The organism is Streptomyces sp. bgisy027 (assembly GCF_057710365.1).
In genome coordinates, this window is record NZ_JBYIVZ010000058.1 from 12,644 (window position 1) to 29,948 (window position 17,305).

At 69.0% G+C, this 17,305-nt stretch carries 10 protein-coding genes; 8 read left to right on the forward strand and 2 right to left on the reverse strand.

The window, feature by feature from the left end:
* The first annotated feature begins 50 nt into the window (after positions 1-50).
* From AC3ETA_RS39630 to AC3ETA_RS39665, 8 genes are all read left to right on the forward strand, one after another.
* Positions 51-1,649, forward strand: a complete 1,599-nt coding sequence (locus tag AC3ETA_RS39630; RefSeq protein ID WP_432197748.1) for a sulfite oxidase — start codon at positions 51-53, stop codon at positions 1,647-1,649.
* Between the two features lie 119 nt (positions 1,650-1,768).
* Positions 1,769-2,434, forward strand: coding sequence for a fasciclin domain-containing protein (locus tag AC3ETA_RS39635; RefSeq protein ID WP_432197749.1), 666 nt, complete (start codon positions 1,769-1,771; stop codon positions 2,432-2,434).
* A 298-nt stretch (positions 2,435-2,732) separates the two neighbouring features.
* Entirely contained in the window at positions 2,733-3,995 is a 1,263-nt protein-coding gene (locus AC3ETA_RS39640; RefSeq protein WP_432197750.1) for an NAD(P)/FAD-dependent oxidoreductase, read from the forward strand.
* 436 nt (positions 3,996-4,431) lie between these two features.
* The gene (locus tag AC3ETA_RS39645; RefSeq protein WP_432197751.1) at positions 4,432-5,703 is read left to right on the forward strand and encodes a serine/threonine-protein kinase; all 1,272 of its coding nucleotides are present in this window, start codon (positions 4,432-4,434) and stop codon (positions 5,701-5,703) included.
* Between the two features lie 208 nt (positions 5,704-5,911).
* A complete protein-coding gene (locus tag AC3ETA_RS39650; protein WP_432197752.1) occupies positions 5,912-8,824 on the forward strand; it encodes a DEAD/DEAH box helicase in 2,913 nt (970 codons plus the stop codon).
* Positions 8,825-8,907: 83 nt separating this feature from the next.
* Complete coding sequence (locus AC3ETA_RS39655; RefSeq protein ID WP_432197753.1) at positions 8,908-14,157, forward strand: class I SAM-dependent DNA methyltransferase; 5,250 nt, start codon at positions 8,908-8,910, stop codon at positions 14,155-14,157.
* A 73-nt stretch (positions 14,158-14,230) separates the two neighbouring features.
* A complete protein-coding gene (locus tag AC3ETA_RS39660; RefSeq protein WP_432197754.1) occupies positions 14,231-15,469 on the forward strand; it encodes an AAA family ATPase in 1,239 nt (412 codons plus the stop codon).
* On the forward strand, positions 15,469-16,143 hold the full coding sequence (locus AC3ETA_RS39665; protein ID WP_488187661.1) for a hypothetical protein: 675 nt from the start codon (positions 15,469-15,471) through the stop codon (positions 16,141-16,143). Before AC3ETA_RS39660 ends, AC3ETA_RS39665 begins: the two co-directional genes overlap by 1 nt.
* 25 nt (positions 16,144-16,168) lie before the next feature.
* Here the strand turns inward: AC3ETA_RS39665 and AC3ETA_RS39670 are convergent, their stop codons facing one another.
* Positions 16,169-16,363, reverse strand: coding sequence for a DUF397 domain-containing protein (locus AC3ETA_RS39670; RefSeq protein ID WP_432197756.1), 195 nt, complete (start codon positions 16,361-16,363; stop codon positions 16,169-16,171).
* A complete protein-coding gene (locus AC3ETA_RS39675) occupies positions 16,360-17,199 on the reverse strand; it encodes a helix-turn-helix domain-containing protein (protein WP_432197757.1) in 840 nt (279 codons plus the stop codon). Before AC3ETA_RS39675 ends, AC3ETA_RS39670 begins: the two co-directional genes overlap by 4 nt.
* Positions 17,200-17,305: the final 106 nt, after the last annotated feature.

Genomic DNA, 17,305 nt, shown 5'->3' on the forward strand with positions numbered 1-17,305 from the left:
CGATCGTGGGGACGACCAATCCATCAGGGCTCCTGGGCCGGATTCCCCACGTGACCGAAACCGATGAGCGACACCGGATACGACCTGGCCTGGCGGCGCTGGGCGCCCTCAGCGGTGTGCTGACGGGTTTCGCCGCGCTCGCGGTCGCCGAGCTGGTGGCGGGCGCGGTCCGCCCGCAGGCCGGTCCGGTCGTGGCGGTCGGCGGTGCCGCGATCGACCGTACGCCTGCCGCTGTGAAGGACTGGGCGATCCGTAATTTCGGCACCGACGACAAACTCGTTCTCCAGCTCGGAATTCTGGCGGTGCTGGCCCTTTTCGCGCTGCTGCTGGGAATTGTCGCGCTGCGTTTCAGGCGCTCCGGGAGTGCGGGAGTACTGCTGTTCGGCGCGGTCGGCGCGATGGCGGCGACGAGCCGGCCCGACTCGACGGGTGCGCTCGACGCCCTGCCCTCGGTGACGGGCGCCGTCGCCGGCGCGGGGCTCCTGTACGTTCTCGCCGGCCGTCTCACACCCCGCGGCGAGGCCACGCCCAGCCAGGGCGCATCCCTCTGCGATTCCGGCTGGGACCGGCGCGGGTTCGTGATCACCGCGACGGCCGCTGCCGCCGCGTCGGCGGGGGCAGGGGCTCTGGGCCGGTCGCTGAGCGGTTCTCGGGGGCAGGACGCGGTCGCCTCGCGGCGCAACGTGGTACTGCCCGCCCCGGCCTCGCCGGCCGCGCCCGTGCCGAAGGGCGCGGGGGTGCGGATCCCCGGAGTCAGCGCCTTCACCACGCCCAACAGTGACTTCTACCGGGTCGACACGGCGCTGGTGGTACCCAGGGTCGACGCGACGGCCTGGCGGTTGCGCATCCACGGCAATGGCGTCAGTCGGCCTCTCGTGCTCTCCTTCGACGATCTGCTGCGGCGTCAGCTGATCGAGCGCGACATCACGCTGACCTGCGTGTCGAACGAGGTCGGCGGCCCCTATGTCGGCAACGCCCGCTGGACCGGCGTACGACTGGCCGACCTGCTGGCCGAGTGCGGGGTGAAGCCTCCCTCCAAGGGCGGTCCGGCCGACCAGTTGGTGGCCCGTTCGGTGGACGGCATGACCATCGGCAGCCCGGTCGAGGACGTGATGGACGGCCGTGACGCCCTGCTGGCCGTCGGCATGAACGGCGAACCGCTGCCGTTCGACCACGGCTTCCCCGTCCGCATGGTCGTGCCGGGGCTGTACGGGTTCGTGTCCGCCTGCAAGTGGATCAAGGACATCGAACTCACCACCTTCGACGCCTACGACCCCTACTGGGTCGAGCGCGGCTGGGCGCGCCGGGCGCCGGTCAAGACCGGGTCACGCATCGATACGCCCAAGCCCTTCGCCCGCCCCCGGGCAGGCACCGTCATGGTCGCCGGCGTCGCCTGGGCCCAGCACCGCGGTATCGACAGGGTCGAGGTCCGCGTCGACGACGGCCCCTGGCAGGAAGCCCGACTCGCCGCCGAGGACACCCGCGACACCTGGCGCCAGTGGTCCCTGGCCTGGCAGGCCACCAAGGGCGGCCACACCCTCACCGTCCGCGCGACCGACCGCACCGGTCAGGTCCAGACCGACAGACGCACCAGGACGATCCCCGACGGCGCCAGCGGCCGGCACTCCGTCGTGGTGACCGTCGAGTGACACCCCCGAGCCGCATTCCGCAAGCGATCACTACTCACACCGTTCCGGCCAATCACACCGTTCCCGTCAATCACACGGTTCCCGTCAATCACACCGTTCCCATCTATAGGAGACACATCATGAACACCCGTATGCGCCGTACCGCCGTCACCCTGGCCGCCGCGGCCGTCCTGCCACTGGCCCTGAGCGCCTGCTCCGACAGCGGCAGCGGCAGCGACTCCGCGAAGTCCGACTCCTCGTCGAAGGCATCGGCGTCCGCCTCCACGTCGGACGACGGCATGACGGAGGCCGGCAGCAACGCCTCGGCGGACCAGCCGTTCGGCCCCGCCTGCGCGGCCGTTCCCACGAGCGGCGCCGGCTCCTTCGACGGCATGGCCAAGGACCCGGTCGCCACCGCCGCCTCCAACAACCCGGCCCTGTCCACGCTGGTGACGGCCGTCAAGAAGGCCGGCTTGGTCGACACCCTCAACAACGCCCAGAACATCACCGTGTTCGCGCCGACCAACGACGCCTTCGCCAAGATTCCCAAGGCGACGCTGGACAAGGTCCTCAACGACAAGGCCCAGCTCACGAAGATCCTCACCTACCACGTCGTGGGCCAGAAGCTGACGCCGAAGGACCTGGAGAACGGCTCCTTCGCCACGCTGGAGAAGTCGAAGCTCACCACCTCCGGCTCCGGCGAGTCCTACACCGTCAACGACTCCGCCAAGGTCGTGTGCGGCAACGTCAAGACCGCCAACGCCAACGTGTACATCATCGACAGCGTGCTGATGCCCAGCAGCTGACCCCTGACCGGACCACCGGACACCGCACCCGTGGTGTCCGGCAGTCCCGGCGGCGAGTCCCTCCGGGCCGACGGAGCCTGCCGCTGCGGTCGTGGTGTCTGCGGTGACGGGGTGACAGGGCGCGGCCCTTCGCCGTACGGCCGCCATGGCGCCTGGCGTTCGGCGCGGCAACGTGATGCTGTGAACGGGAGCCGCGCCGACGCGAGGCGCACCCACGCCCGGCAGCACGAGCCTGTCGGGTGACCCTTGCGGACGAGTGCGAGGCCTCGCGCCGGTCCGGAGAACGAGGAGGAGCACGATGACCCTTCGTGGTCGGGACGGAGGACGGCTCGACACGGTCGTGGTGGGCGCGGGGCTCGCCGGACTCGCCTGCGCTCTGGACCTCTGCCGCGCCGGGCAGCGCGTGGCCCTCCTGGAGGCGTCGGACGGCGTCGGCGGACGCATGAGAACGGACGCGCGGGACGGTTTCCTGCTCGATCGCGGGTTCCAGGTCTTCAACACCGCCTACCCACAGGTGAAACGCCGTATCGATCTCCGAGTACTGCGCCTGCGTCCGTTCACTCCGGGCTTCGTGGTGCACACTCCGACCGGGCCCGTACGACTCACGGACCCGACCCGTGACCGGAAGGCCGCGGCCTCGCTGCTGAGGCACCGCGCCCTGCCACTGCGCGATCTGGCCGCGCTGGCGGCGATCACGGTGGGGGACGCGCTGCTGCCCACGAAGCTGCTCAAGCACCGGAGCGACGCAACCGTGGCGGCCTCCCTCACCCGGGCGGGACTGTCGGACGCCACGGTGCAGGATCTGCTGAGGCCCTTCCTGTCCGGTGTGTTCCTGGAGGACCGGCTGGAGACGTCGGCCCGCTTCTTCCACCTGGTCTGGCGGAGCATGGTCCGCGGGACCCTGGGCCTGCCGGCCAAGGGAATCGGCGCCGTACCCGCCCAGCTCGCCCGGGCCCTGCCTGGCGGCGTCCTGCGGCTGGAGACACCCGTCGCAGACGTGACCACCTCGGGCGTTCTGCTCGCGGACGGGGAGGAACTCCCGGCGCCGGCCGTCGTGGTCGCCACCGACGCGGCCACAGCGGCCCGCCTGCTGCCGGGGTTGCCCGTGCCCGGCGGACGGACGGTCACCACCTACTACCACGCGGCCCCCACCAGCCCGATGACGGAACCAACCCTCTTGGTGGACGGCACCGGTTCGGTACTGAACACATGCGTCCTCACCGAGGTGACCGCCTCCTACGCACCGCCCGGAACCTCGCTGGTCGCGACCTCCGTACTGTCCGCGGACGAACCGGGCACGCACGATGCCGTGCTGCGGCGCCTGGCCGAGATGTACGACACCGACACGAGCGCATGGAGCCGCGTGGCCACCTGCACGGTCCCGTCGGCGCTGCCGGCCATGCCACCGCCGTGGCCTCTCAGCCGCCCGACCCGTTTCGGCCCGGCCCGATACGTGTGCGGCGATCACCGGGCGACCGGATCAGTCCAGGGCGCACTGTCCTCGGGAACCCGCGCCGCCAGGGAGGTAAGGGCTGATGCAGCAGGCCGCTGCCAGCTCTGACCCGCGGACACACAGAGCGGCAGACGAGTCGGGCTGTACGCCGGGGGAAAGCCACCGCAGCGCTATGACCTGCGTAAACATTCCAATTGACCGCTCCCACGGCTACTCTGACGGCTACTCCGACGGCCACGCAAGGGAAGGTACGCCCCCTCATCGGAAGTCGCGCACCCTGTCGCGAGGACGGGGCGGGACGCGGCACGGTTCAACGTTTACGTAACCGGGCTTCGTACAGGGGGCGTGGACCACCACGCCCGCCGCAGACCGGCAGGACCTGCCGCCGTCGTTCCCGAGCGTTCCGGGCCGGGGGCTTCATCGCCGTCGGGAGTTCAGACGGTCCGCTCGATGTGCTCTGGTTGTCCGCCGTATCGGCTAGCTTGTTGCGGAGCCGCTTCGACAGCTCCCGACCAGCGGACCCGACCGAAGGACAGACTCAGACGTGCACACCACGCCGCTCAGCCCCGAGGATCCGGCACAGATCGGCGGCTTCGAGCTGCTGGGCCGGATCGGCCAGGGCGGCATGGGACAGGTGTACCTGGGCGAGTCTCCAGGCGGTGAGCCGGCCGCGGTGAAGATCATCAAGCCGTCGGTCGTCGATTCGACCGCCCGGCTGCGCTTCGCGCAGGAGATCGAGATCCTGAAGACGGTCTGGGGTGCGCGAATCGCGCAGCTCCTCGACGCGGACGCGGAGGCGGAACAGCCCTGGCTGGCCACGGAGTACGTGGAGGGCCCGGACCTCGGCAAGCACGTGGTGACCCACGGCCCGCTGCCCGCGCTTCTTGTCCTGTCGCTCGGCGCCACTCTCGCCGAGGGCCTGGGTTATGTGCACAAGCAGGGCCTGCTGCACCGGGACCTGAAGCCCGCGAACATCCTGCTGGGCCCGAACGGTCCCAAGATCATCGACTTCGGCCTCGCGGTTTTCGCCGAGTCGAGCGCTTCCCTCACCGCCGCCAACACGGTCGTGGGCACCCCGTCGTGCATGCCGCCCGAGCAGGCCAACGGCGTGAAGCCGCTGACGAGCGCCGTCGACGTGTACGCACTGGGTACGGTTCTGCTGTTCGCCGCGACGGGCCACCTGCCGTACCACGCGCACAACATCCACGTGCTGTTCCACATGGTGACCGATCCGACGACCGCCCCCGATCTGACAGGGGCGCCACCCGAGCTGGTCCCCCTCCTGACGGCCATGCTGTCCCATCAGGCTCAGGACCGGCCCACGATCACCGAGGTCGTCCAGCAGTGCCGTGGTCTGGTCGAGGCGCAGGGGCTGAAGCTCGCCCAGGCGCGCCGGCGTCTCACCACCTACACGGCCGCGCCGCCCCACGATTTCCCGACGCTGCTGTCGGCGCCGGCGCCGGAAAGCTCCCCTCCTGCTGCCGTCCCTGCCATGTCGGATCCGGCAGCCGGGCCGCGTCATGACGAACCGCCGACCCCACCCGTGGTCGTGGACGGGCCCGCTCCGGATACCCAGCCCACCATGCATCTCACCGCGCCACAGCAGACGGCACAGGCCGAGCCACCCGCTCAAACGGCGCCCACGGCCCCGGTGCCTCCGAACGCGGAGCACCAGCAGAGCGCTCCGGACGAGGACGTGCCACGGCGGCCCCGCCCCACCGGTCGGACCCCGGCTCGTTCCCTGCGCCATTCCGCCCAGGCCCGCCGCACCGCCCAGCAGCTGCGCGAGGCGTACGCGGCGCGCGCCGCGTTCTGACCACATCCCGCGCACCGCTCCAGGTGCCTCCCCCGGCACGCCCCACCGCGCACCATTGACCTGCGGGTCTGCCCCGGTGAGGGTGGTTCACGCGCTTTACCGCCCATACGGCACAGTGGAGCGGTACAACAGCGTGAGCGGCAGGTCCGCCCGAGCCGGGAGCCGGGCCGCGACAACAGCACAGCATGACGGACACGGGAGGCAGCGGGTGACCGCCCAGCAGAGCAGCACCGCACCGGTCGGCCCTCACCCGGACGGGGAGGACCAGTTCCCGGCAGGCGCGCAGGTCTTCGTGCGCGACGAGGTGTGGCTCGTGCGGAACTCCGTGCGCACCGAGCACGACGGCGCGAAGGTCGACGTCGTCGGCGTGTCCGACTTCGTACGGGACCAGGAGGCCGTGTTCTTCACCGGCCTGGACACGATCGAGCTGATCGACCCCCGCCGCACGAAGCTGGTCCGGGACGAGTCGTCGAACTTCCGCCGCTCCCGTCTCTTCCTGGAGGCGGTCCTGCGCAAGACCGCGCTCCCCCAGTCCGAGCGCCGGCTGGCCCTCGCCGACTCGTTCCTCCTCGACTCCCTCCCCTACCAGCGCCGCCCCGCCGAACTGGCCCTGTCGGGTCGCAACCTCCGCCCGCGGCTGCTGATCGCCGACGTGGTGGGGCTCGGCAAGACCCTGGAGATCGGTCTGACGCTGGCCGAGCTGATCCGTCGGGGGCGCGGTGAGCGCCTCCTGGTGGTCACCCCGCAGCACGTCCTGGAGCAGTTCCAGCACGAGCTGTGGACCCGGTTCGCGATCCCTCTCGTACGGCTGGACTCGGTCGGCATCGAGCGGATCCAGCGGGAGATCCCGGCGGGCCGGAACCCGTTCACGTACTTCAAGCGGGTCATCGTCTCGATCGACACCTTGAAGAACACCGACCAGTACAAGCACCACCTGGAGCGCATCAACTGGGACGCGGTCGTCATCGACGAGTCGCACAACCTGATCAACCGCGGCTCCCTGCGCAACCAGCTCGCGCAGATCCTCGCCCCGCGCACGGACGCCCTGATCCTGGCCTCGGCGACCCCGCACAACGGTGACGCGAAGTCGTTCGCGGAGCTGATCGGCCTCCTCGACCCGGCGGCGATCCGTGATCCGGAGCACTACCGCGCCGAGGACATCGAGCACCTCTTCATCCGCCGTACGAAGATCAGCCCCGAGGTCCGCGAGCAGATGAAGGGCCAGTGGGCGGACCGTGGCCCCTCGCAGTCGGTGCGGTGTGCGGCGACACCCGCCGAGGAGAAGATCTTCGAGGAGCTGGCGGCCGTCTGGATGCCCGGAGAGACCGGCACCTCGGTGAGCGGCGTCCCCCTCTTCCCGTACACGCTGCTCAAGTCGTTCCTGTCCTCGCACGCCGCCCTGAAGGCGACGGTCGGCGCACGTGTCAAGACGCTGGAGAAGAAGGACGAACCGACGGCGACCCGCGCCGAACTCGCCGCGCTGCGCACGCTGCAGGAACTGGTGGAGCCGCTGACGGAAGCGGACTCGGCGAAGTTCGCGGCGCTGGTCGAGCAGCTGAAGGCGATCGGTGTGGGCCCGAAGTCGGACGCGCGGGTGGTGGTCTTCTCCGAGCGGGTGCAGACCCTGGAGTGGCTGCGTACGGTGCTGCCGGCCGCGCTCGGTTTCCGGGGCCGGGCGGCCGAGGAGTCGACGCGGGTGATGCACGGCGGACTGTCGGACGAGCAGCAGATGCAGTGTGTGGAGGACTTCGGCCTGGCGGACGCGCCGGTACGCGTCCTGCTGACCGGCGATGTGGCGTCCGAGGGCGTCAACCTGCACCGCCAGTGCCACCAGCTGGTCCACTACGACGTGCCGTGGTCGCTCATCCGCATCGAGCAGCGCAACGGCCGTATCGACCGGTACGGGCAGGCGCACCAGCCGCAGTTCCGCGCGCTGATCCTCACCAGCGAGGTGGAGGGCGCCAAGGACGACACGGTGGTCGCGGAGCGGCTGCTGGACCGGGAGGACCAGGCACACCGGGCGCTGGGCACGGCCGAGGCGGTGACGGGCCTGTACCGGGCGGAGGCCGAGGAGAAGTCCCTCATCCAGGATCTGCTGCGCGGCCGTACGGTGGACGAGTCGCTGGACGCGCACCGGGCGGAGGCCGAGGCGGACGCGGCCATGGACGACTTCCTGGCGGACTTCTTCGGTTCGGTGGGTGACGCCGGACCGGGCGCGGAGGACGGCGATCCACAGGACACCGAAGGAAAGGACGCCGGCACGTCCGCACCGGGCAACGCGGCGGTTCCCCGGCTGTTCACGTCGACCGCCGAGTTCCTCGACGAGGCGCTGAGCGAGGTGTTCCCCGACGCGACCACCAGCCTGGACCTGCACCGCGACACCGAGTCGGGCCTGCTGTCCTTCCGCCCGCCCACCGACCTGGTGCACCGCCTCAAGGCGCTCCCGCTGGACTACGTACGCGAACAGCGCCTGCGCGAGCGGCTGTTGGTGACTTTCAACCGTCGGCTCGCCGAGCATTCCCTGAAGCGGGCCCGCGAGTCGTCCACGTCCAGCTGGCCGGAGATCTCCCTGCTCACGGATCTGCATCCGGTGGTGGAGTGGCTCACGGACAAGGTCCTGGTACGCCTGGGCCGGCAGGAGGCGCTGATCATCACGGCGGACGTGCCCGAGCCCACGTACCTCGTGCAGGGCGTCTACTCCAACGCGCTGGGCCGTCCGACCGTCGTCAAGTGGATGGGCGTGACCCGGGGCGGCACGGTCGAGGACGACATGGTCGGCCTGCTGCACCGCTCCGGGGTCGGACCGACCATGGCCAACCCGATGCGCCACGGCGAACCGGCGACGGCGCTGGAGGCCGGCATCCCCGACGCCCTGGCCGCCGCCGAGCACTTCCTCGACCGGCACCGCGACGCCTGGGACGAGCCGCTGCGCAAGCCGATCGACGACTACAAGGCCCGCCTGGGCGACTGGGAGCAGCCCACCCTCGCCGGTGAGCGGACGAAGAAGTCCCTCGCCTCGCTCGCGGACTCGCTGCTGACCACCGGCCGCCCCCTGATGCGGGTCCTCGCCGTCCTGGTCCCCGACCCGGAAGCGCCCGCGCGTCCGCCGTCCACGGCCTGAGCCCGCACCCGCCCACGGCCCGGCCCGCCGCCCCGCCGCCCGCCAGACCCGCCGACCTGAGATTCCCTGAGAAGAGACCGGACATGACGTACGACTCCCTGGTCAACCGAGGAGACTACTTCTCGGCGCACTACCTCGCCGAAGTCCTGCCCAAGGACCTCAAGTCGGGCCTGCTGGCCGCCTGGAAGCAGCGCGAGGACGAGGCGAGGGCGGAGGCCGAGCGGGCGGCCACGGCGGGAGCCGACGCAGCGGCCGAAGCGGTCCCGGGAGAACCGGACGCCGACGCCCTGCCGGTCACCCCGCGCGCGGGCCTGCGTGAACTGCGCCGCCGCTACTTCCGGGCCCGTTCCTCCTTCGCGCTCCCCGAGGACGACGAGGACGGCACGGCGGCCGCCCAGGACACCGAGGACGACTCGGCGACATACGACTCCCCCGCCTGGTGCGAGCGGGTCCGTGCCCTGAACGCGGAGGTGCTGCGCGCGCTCGGCTACGACGCCAAGCCGCGCACGATGACGGTCACGCGCGCCGACCAGCCGTACGAGGTCCGGGTCGCGCACGCCGAGAAGGGCCTGGTCGCGGTCGACTGCGGCTGGGCCGCCGAACCGGACGCCGCCCTCGACCCGGAGGGCCCCGGCCGCCTCCTGGAGCCGGTACCGCTGGACGGCCGCACCACCGTGCCGACGGGCTCGAAACTCGCCTCGTTCCTCTTCGCCTGCGAGGACGCGCCCCGTTACGTGCTGCTGCTGGTCGGCGGCGTCGTCGTCCTCGCGGACCGGATGGTGTGGGGCGAGGGCCGCTACCTCGCGGTCTCCCTCGACGCGGCCCTTCAGCGCAACGACGCCAAGGCGGGCGGCGAACTCGACACGATCGCCGCCCTGTTCGGCGCGGACTCGCTGCGCACGCCGGAGGAGGGCGGCGAGAACCCCCTCGCGGAACTCGTCGGCAAGTCCACCAAGCACGCGGTGGGCGTCTCCAGCGAACTGCGCGACGGTCTGCGGCTGAGCGTGGAGCTGATCGCGGGCGAGGTCCTGGCCCGGCTGCGCGAGCAGGGCGTACGCCCCGAGGACATCGGCGAACTGCCCGACCTCGGCAAGCAGTTGACCCGCGAGTCGCTCCGCTACCTCTACCGGGTCCTGTTCCTGCTCTACGCGGAGGCCCGCCCCGAGCTGGGCATCCTGCCCGCCGACTATCCCGAGTACCAGCAGGGCTACGGCCTCGGCCGCCTCGGCGAACTGATCGCCGAACGGGACCTGGTCGACGAGAAGTCCCGGCAGGGCACGTACCTGTACGAGTCCCTGGACCTGCTCTTCCGCAAGGTCCAGGAGGGCTACCGCTCGCGGCGGACGCACGGCCCCTCGGGGGCGGAAGCGGACGGCGTGGAGGCCACCCCCAAGTCCAGCGAGGACGTGGGCCTGCGTTTCGAGCCGCTGCACTCCAAGCTGTTCGAACCGGAGTCGATCCGGCTGATCGGCCTCGGCACGATCCCGCACCCCCACGACGACACCGACGACGAGGACGACGACGAGGCCGGCCTTGAGGGCTCAGACGGCGTCCTGGACACCCGGCTGCGGAACGCCACCCTCTACAAGGTGCTGCGCCTGCTGATGATCACACGCGGCAAGAAGGGCGAGCGCGGCGGCTTCATCTCGTACGCCCAGCTCGGCATCAACCAGCTCGGGGCCGTGTACGAGGGCCTGATGTCGTACAGCGGTTTCATCGCGGGCGACGAGGAACTGTACGAGGTCGCTAAGAACGGCGACCCGAAGGACGGTTCCTGGCTCATCCCGAGGTCGAAGGTCGACGACTATCCGGGGAACGTGTTCGTGCACCGCCGCGACGAGGAGACCGGAGAGGACGTCCGCGTCCGCTACACCCCCGGCTCGTTCGTCTACCGCCTGTCCGGCCGCGACCGCCAGACCTCCGCCTCGTACTACACCCCCGAGTCCCTGACCAAGGTGACGGTCCAACTGGCCCTCCAGCACCGCTTGGACCAGGACGGTACGACGACCGAGGCGCGCGAGCTGCTCGACTGGAAGATCTGCGAGCCGGCGCTCGGCTCGGGGGCGTTCCTCAACGAGGCCATCAACCAGGTCGCGGCGGAGTACCTGCGCCGCCGCCAGGAGGAGCTGGGCACGCCGATCGACACGGAGAAGTACGCGGTCGAGTTCCAGAAGGCGAAGGCGTACGTCGCCCTGCACAACTCCTACGGCGTCGACCTCAACGAGACGGCCGTGGAGCTGGCGGAGGTGTCCCTGTGGCTCAACACCATGCACCCCGGCATGGAGGCCCCGTGGTTCGGCCTGCACCTGCGGCGCGGCAACTCCCTGATCGGCGGTCGGCGTGAGGTGTACCCGCCGGAGAAGCTGAAGAAGGCGGCCTGGCTGGGGACGACGCCGGAACGCTTCCCGCTGACGGAAGCAGCGAACGGCCTCCCGATGACGGTGACCGAGCGCACCACCCGGAGCGGCTCGGTGCAGCGGGTCACCGAGAACGCCGTCCACCACTTCCTCCTCCCGGCGAAGGAGTGGGGCGCGGTCGCGGCCGAGAAGGAGGCGAAGGCGCTGGCCCCGGAGGCGGCGCGGGCGCTGGGCAACTGGCGCAAGATGATCACGCGCACGCCAACTGCCAAGCAGGCGGAGCGACTTCAGGCGGCGGCCCGGAGGGTGGAGTTCCTGTGGGGGCTGGTTGTTCGACGCCTGGAGATCTCCGAGCGGGACATCTCGCGCCGGATCGACGTCTGGGGCGCGGAGGACGGTTGGCTGCGGTCGCCTGAGGTCGCGGTCCAGCGGGACAAGGTCGTCGCTGATTTGACGGCTCCGGACACCCCGTACTGGCGCCTGAAGACGCTGATGGACGCGTGGTGCGCGTTGTGGTTCTGGCCGGTGCAGGAGGCCGGGCTGCTGGACGGTACGGCGGCGGTGTACGAGCGGGGGGTTGAGGAGCTTCCCTCGGGTGCTGTGGCGGAGGGGCTGCGGGCTGCGGATGAGTCCGGGGTGCTGATGTCCTGGGAGACGGAGGATCTGTTCGGCGAGATCACGGGGGGCGGCGAGCTGACGGCGGCCTCGGTGGAGCGCCGGCGCGCGGGGCGGCGCAAGGAGGCCATCGGGGGTGCGCGCAAGCGGGCGGTGGTTCCGCTGGCGGGGCTGGACGACTGGCTGGAGTTCGCGGAGGCGTTGGTCGGCACGGAGGATGTGCCGGCGGACTCGCTGGTGGCGGAGTTCGGGACGCTGGCGGAGCTGGAGCCTTATGAGGATGCCCTGCCGGATTTGATGGGCATGGAGCATTTCCAGCAGCTGGAGCTGCGGTTCCCCTGGACGGGAGTTGCGGGGGATGTGGCGCGGGCGCAGGGGTTCTTCCATTGGGAGTTGGACTTTGCGCAGGTGTTTGCCAAGGGTGGGTATGACTTGCAGGTGGGGAATCCGCCTTGGGTTCGACCTCGGTGGCAGGAGGACGTGGTTCTGGCCGAACTCGACCCATGGTTCATGCTGGCGGACATGCCCAGCACGGAGGAGTGGCGACTCAGGAAGGAGGAGATACTGACAACTTGGGGGAACGGCCCCGCATTCGTCCTCAACGAGCTGGCCACACAAGCGGGGGCCGTGGCCACACTGGGCAGCTCCGCCACGTACCCGCTCCTCGTTGGTACCCAGGGCGACCTCTACCGCGCCTTCATGGCGAAGGTCTGGCGGCACACCGCACCACACGGCAGTGCGGGCGTGATCCACCCAGACACTCACTTCGGCGGCGTCCGGGAGGGTGCCATTCGAGCTGCTGCGTACCGACATCTTCGAGTCCATGCGCATTTTGTGAATTCGGCGAACTGGGCGTTCGACGACCTTGATCGCGCCCAGCAATTCGGGATGCACATCTATGGAACTTCCCAAGAACCCGATTTCCTGCATCTCAGCGAGCTCCGTGACGTCGAAGTATTGCCCGAATCATTGGTCCACGACGGACAAGGCCAGGTCCCGGGCATCAAGTACAACGGTTCTTGGGATGTCCGTCCGCACCGTGAGCGCGTGGTGCATGTGGACATGACACTGCTGACCAGTTGGCAGTCCTTGACGGGCTCAGCGGGTGGGGCAGTACAGGCCCCGCTGCTGTACCCAGTCCTTTTGGGTGAACAGGGAGCAATCGAGGCGCTGGCCAGCTACAGCAGGAGCCTGGCTGACCACCATCCGATGATTTCAAGCGGGTTGCATGAATCCGGAGCCAAGAAGGAAGGTTTGATCCGCTGGGAAAGCCAGTCAGTTCCCAGTCTTCCGGATGTCGTCTTTCAAGGCCCGCACTTCGCGGCGGCGCTCCCCTTCTCGAAGGAACCGAAAATTCCGTGCCGCAGCAATAGGGACTGGAACCTGCTCGTGCCTCACGAGCTGTCTGAAGCGTTCGTTCCCGTGACCAACCTTGTACGAGCCACTGACGAGACTACGTACCTTGCAGCCCAGGACTCATGGCTCGGGAAGCGGTACACCACCTACTTCCGCTTGGCATGGCGGGTCATGATTGCCTTCAACACAAGTCGCAGCTTGCAAGCCGCCCTCATCCCGCCTGGTCCTACCCACGTACATAACGTGCACTCTGCCGCTTTGGACGACAACCGCCTCACAGTCCTCAACGCAGGCTTCTGGGCGGCACTTCCACTCGACTACCTACTGCGCATCACCGGACGATCGCACCTCCAAGTCGGCGAGGCCCGCAAGATGCCAGCCCCTGCTCCGGAGCATCCCCTCGCCCCCGCACTCCTCCTCCGCGCCCTCCGTCTGAACGCCCTCACAACCCACTACTCCCCCCTCTGGGCCGAGCTGTTCGACATGCGCTGGGCGGGTTACGAGGACTGGGCCAACCCCCAGTGGCCGGGTCTCAAGCCTCTCGCCGCCGGTCTCACGGCGACCTGGGAGTACGGCACCCCGCTCCGCACTGAGCACGAGAGGCGGGCCGCGCTCGTTGAGCTCGACGCCCTCGTCTCCGTCTGGCTCGGCATCACCGCCGACCAGCTCGTCGCCATCTTCAAGTCGCGTTACCCGCAGTTGTACGACTACGAGGCGGCCACCTACTTCGACGCCAACGGTCGCAAGATTGCCGCCGACTTCAACACCTACGGTCACGGTCAGACCAAGCAGGACTACCTCGATCTCCTCACCCATCTTGAAGCCCCGGATCAGACTCCGCCCCCGGTCGGCTATCAGGCTCCCTTCTACAAGGCGGACCGCGAGGCGGAGATGCGGGGTGCTCATGCGCACTTCCAGGCGCGGCTAGATGCCGAGATTGCCGCAGGGCGGTGGACTCCGCCCGAGCCAGCGGACGGCGGGCGTGAGGTGTCCGTGGATGACTGACCGTCAGTGGTGTGTGCCTACGCCACACTCGCCGTACCCCACCCCGCCCCACGCCTCCCGATAGGTTCCGTCCATGCCAGGACAGTTGCTCGAACTGCACGTGGAGAACTTCCGCAGCCTGCGGGACGTGACGATCCCGTTAGGTCCGCTGACGGTTCTCGTCGGTGCGAATGGTGTCGGCAAGTCAAACGTCCTCAAGGTCTTCGACCTGCTCGCCGACATCATCCGGACCGACCTCGAACCTGCGCTCGAAACCCGGGGCGGGTTCGACGAGGTCGCGTTCTGGGGCGGGCCCAAGCCGCCGACCACCCTCCGGATCCGGCTCAAGGCCACCTGGACCACCCACTCCTGCCCCAACGCCCCCGACGAATACGACCTCAAGGTCCGGCGCTACTCGGCTCCCAGCAACAAGGACACCGGCCGTTACCGACTCACCCGCAGCGAGAGCTTCCAGTTCAAGCGGACGCGGGGACGAGGCCGCCGCATCACCGTGTCGGGCGAGCGCGCCACAGTGGTCGATACTCGGCCGAGCAGCGGTCTTGAGGACAGCAGCGAGTTCGGTATCCAGCGACTCAGCAGCGGTCTGTCCACGCTTCCGCGCCTGACCAGCACGGAGGGCGGTACCGAGGTCGCACGAGTGGCGCACCAGCTTTCCTCGTTCCGGGTGTTCGATGTGAACGTGGCCGCTGCACGTCGACCGTCCCGGGTCGACTACGACAGCCTGTCGTCCAACGCGGACAACTTGGCCGCCTTCCTGTACGTACTCCACATGGGGGACCACACCGGGGACGAAGATCTCTGGGATCGCCTGGTGGACGACGCGCGTTCCGTGCTTCCTCAGTTGCTGGACATCGAGTTCCGTCACGTCGGAGGCGGGGCCGACCAGATCACAGTCTTCCTGCGCGAACGCGGTCTGCGGCGTTCTACTCCGCTTGCTGACGCCAGCTACGGGACCGTCCGTCTCCTCGGCCTTCTCGCCTTGCTCTATGACCCCTCACCCCCCGCCCTCACGTGCATCGAGGAGATCGACCACGGTCTTCATCCGCAGGCCCTGCGGCTGATCGTGGAGCGGTTGCGTGAGGCCAGCGCGCTCACCCAGTTCATCGTCGCCACCCACTCCCCCGCTCTCACAGACCGTCTCCTACCCGACGAGATCGTGATCTGTGAGCGGGACGACGAAGGCGCCTCCCTGATCCCCGCGATCAGCACGGGTGACGTGCGCGCGATCGTTGAGGAGAGCGGAGATCTGCCACTCGGCGAGCTGTGGTTCTCCGGGGTTCTCGGCGGGGATTTGACTGGAGACGAGCTGTAGTGGCCGGCCGCAGAGAGCAACAGGAACGTGGCGTCATCGTGCTGGCCGGCGAGGACACCAACGACTGCCAGATCGTCGCCGAGCTCATCAAGCAGCATCATCCAGATTTGGGAAACGCCCGCCTGGTCGAGATCGGCGACAAGACCCGCCTCAAGACGGCCACCGGGCCCGATCTCACAGCCCGCGTCCGCACCATCATCGGCAAGGCGAAAGCACGTGCGCTTCGTGCGAAAGGCCCACTTGTCGGCCTGGTGGTCCACGAGGACCTGGACGGGTACACCGACGGCCAGTACACGCGTGTCCGCGCGAACGTCGCCGGAGCACTCTCCCGCGAGAGCCCCTGCAACTCAGCGTTGGCGCTTGCCGCTTGGGAGTCGGAGGCATGGCTCTTACTCTTCCCGGACGCCTTCCCGGCCGTCCGGCCCAACTGGAAGGTTCCCGCACAGCTCCAAGGCCGCGACACCGGAACCATCAAGAGCCCCAAGGAAGACCTGAAGCGCAGACTCGGTTCCCCGGCATTCCGGGAGTGCGACGGACCCAAGGTCGCCGAGCAGGCCCGATCGCTTGGCCTACTGGCCTCGGGCACGACCGGCACCAACCGCTCCTACAAGGACTTCGTCCACGAACTCGGCCAGTGGTCCGCAGCGTCTGCCCCGACTCCGCGCCGTCGATGAGCCGTCCAGAAGCCTGCCGACCAGATCAGACGGCCTGATTCACCGTGTACCCGACGAACGCCGCCCAGGCGCCTGTGCCAACAACCAGCCCCGGGCGGGCGGTGTCCTTGGAGTCCCGCACATGGATCGTGTGGGGGCATGTGGCGACCTCGACGCACTGGCCGCCCTCACCGCTGCTGTAGGTGCTCTTGACCCAGATCAGTTCCGTTGCGCCCTTCATAGCTCCCCCAGCAGTCCCTCAATGAAAGCCATCGACTCTCGTGGAGTGAGAGCCTGAGCCCGGATAATCCCATACTGCGCCTCAAGCTCCCGAACGGGTGTCCGCTCGGTGTAGAGGTGGCTACTTTTCTGAACCTCTGCGTATGCGATCCTCTGCCCCGCCTTGGTCTCGATCAGGGTGAAGGGACCTGCGAGTCCCGCGTGGTCCTCCCGCTGCAAGGGCATGACTTGGATCTCGACGTTGCGGTTCTGCCCGGTGAGTAAGGTCTGCTCCAGTTGCCCGCGATAAACCTCAGCGCCACCGATGGGGCGGCGCAGCACAGCCTCCTCGATAACGAAGCTCATCAGCGGTGCTGGCCATCGCGAGAAGATCTTTTGCCTGACGATCCGAGCGGCCACCCTCTGTTCGATCGTCTCCTCATCCAAGAGTGGTCGGCGCATCGCGAACACGGCACGCGCGTACTCCTCTGTCTGCAAAAGCCCGTTGATCAAGTGTGTGTCGTAGACATGCAGCTCGACCGCCTCCGCCTCCAAACGAGCCGCATCCTGGAAGAACGCCGGGTACTGCGCTCGCGCCACCTCCTCCTTCATCTCCTGGAGAACCCCGCCCGCGTCCAGCAGGCCGTCCGCCACATCGATGAACCGAGGCGGCGGTACCCGCCTCCCCTGTTCGAACGCCGCGATCGTGGACGCCGAGTAGCCGGTCCGCACACCGAACTGGGCCCGTTCCAGCCCCGCCCGCAGCCGGAAGCGTTTCAACTGCCGTCCGAACACCCGGAGGATGCCCGAGTCCGGCTCGGGCGTCCCCGGAGACTCCGTCCCGACGTCCGAGCCCATGACCGCAGCCGCGGTTCCGTCCGGCTCCCGTGCCCGTTCACTCACCCGCCCACTCACCTCCACCGCCCGTACCGATCAACGAACACCGTAGAAAGCACACGCTGAC

What these genes read in the sequence shown, in the direction of transcription:
- AC3ETA_RS39655 (WP_432197753.1), top strand. Translation starts at nt 8,908, where the DNA reads ATGACGTACGACTCCCTGGTCAACCGAGGAGACTACTTCTCGGCGCAC.
- AC3ETA_RS39670 (WP_432197756.1), bottom strand. Translation starts at nt 16,363, where the DNA reads ATGAAGGGCGCAACGGAACTGATCTGGGTCAAGAGCACCTACAGCAGC.
- AC3ETA_RS39660 (WP_432197754.1), top strand. Translation starts at nt 14,231, where the DNA reads ATGCCAGGACAGTTGCTCGAACTGCACGTGGAGAACTTCCGCAGCCTG.
- AC3ETA_RS39675 (WP_432197757.1), bottom strand. Translation starts at nt 17,199, where the DNA reads ATGGGCTCGGACGTCGGGACGGAGTCTCCGGGGACGCCCGAGCCGGAC.
- AC3ETA_RS39640 (WP_432197750.1), top strand. Translation starts at nt 2,733, where the DNA reads ATGACCCTTCGTGGTCGGGACGGAGGACGGCTCGACACGGTCGTGGTG.
- AC3ETA_RS39635 (WP_432197749.1), top strand. Translation starts at nt 1,769, where the DNA reads ATGAACACCCGTATGCGCCGTACCGCCGTCACCCTGGCCGCCGCGGCC.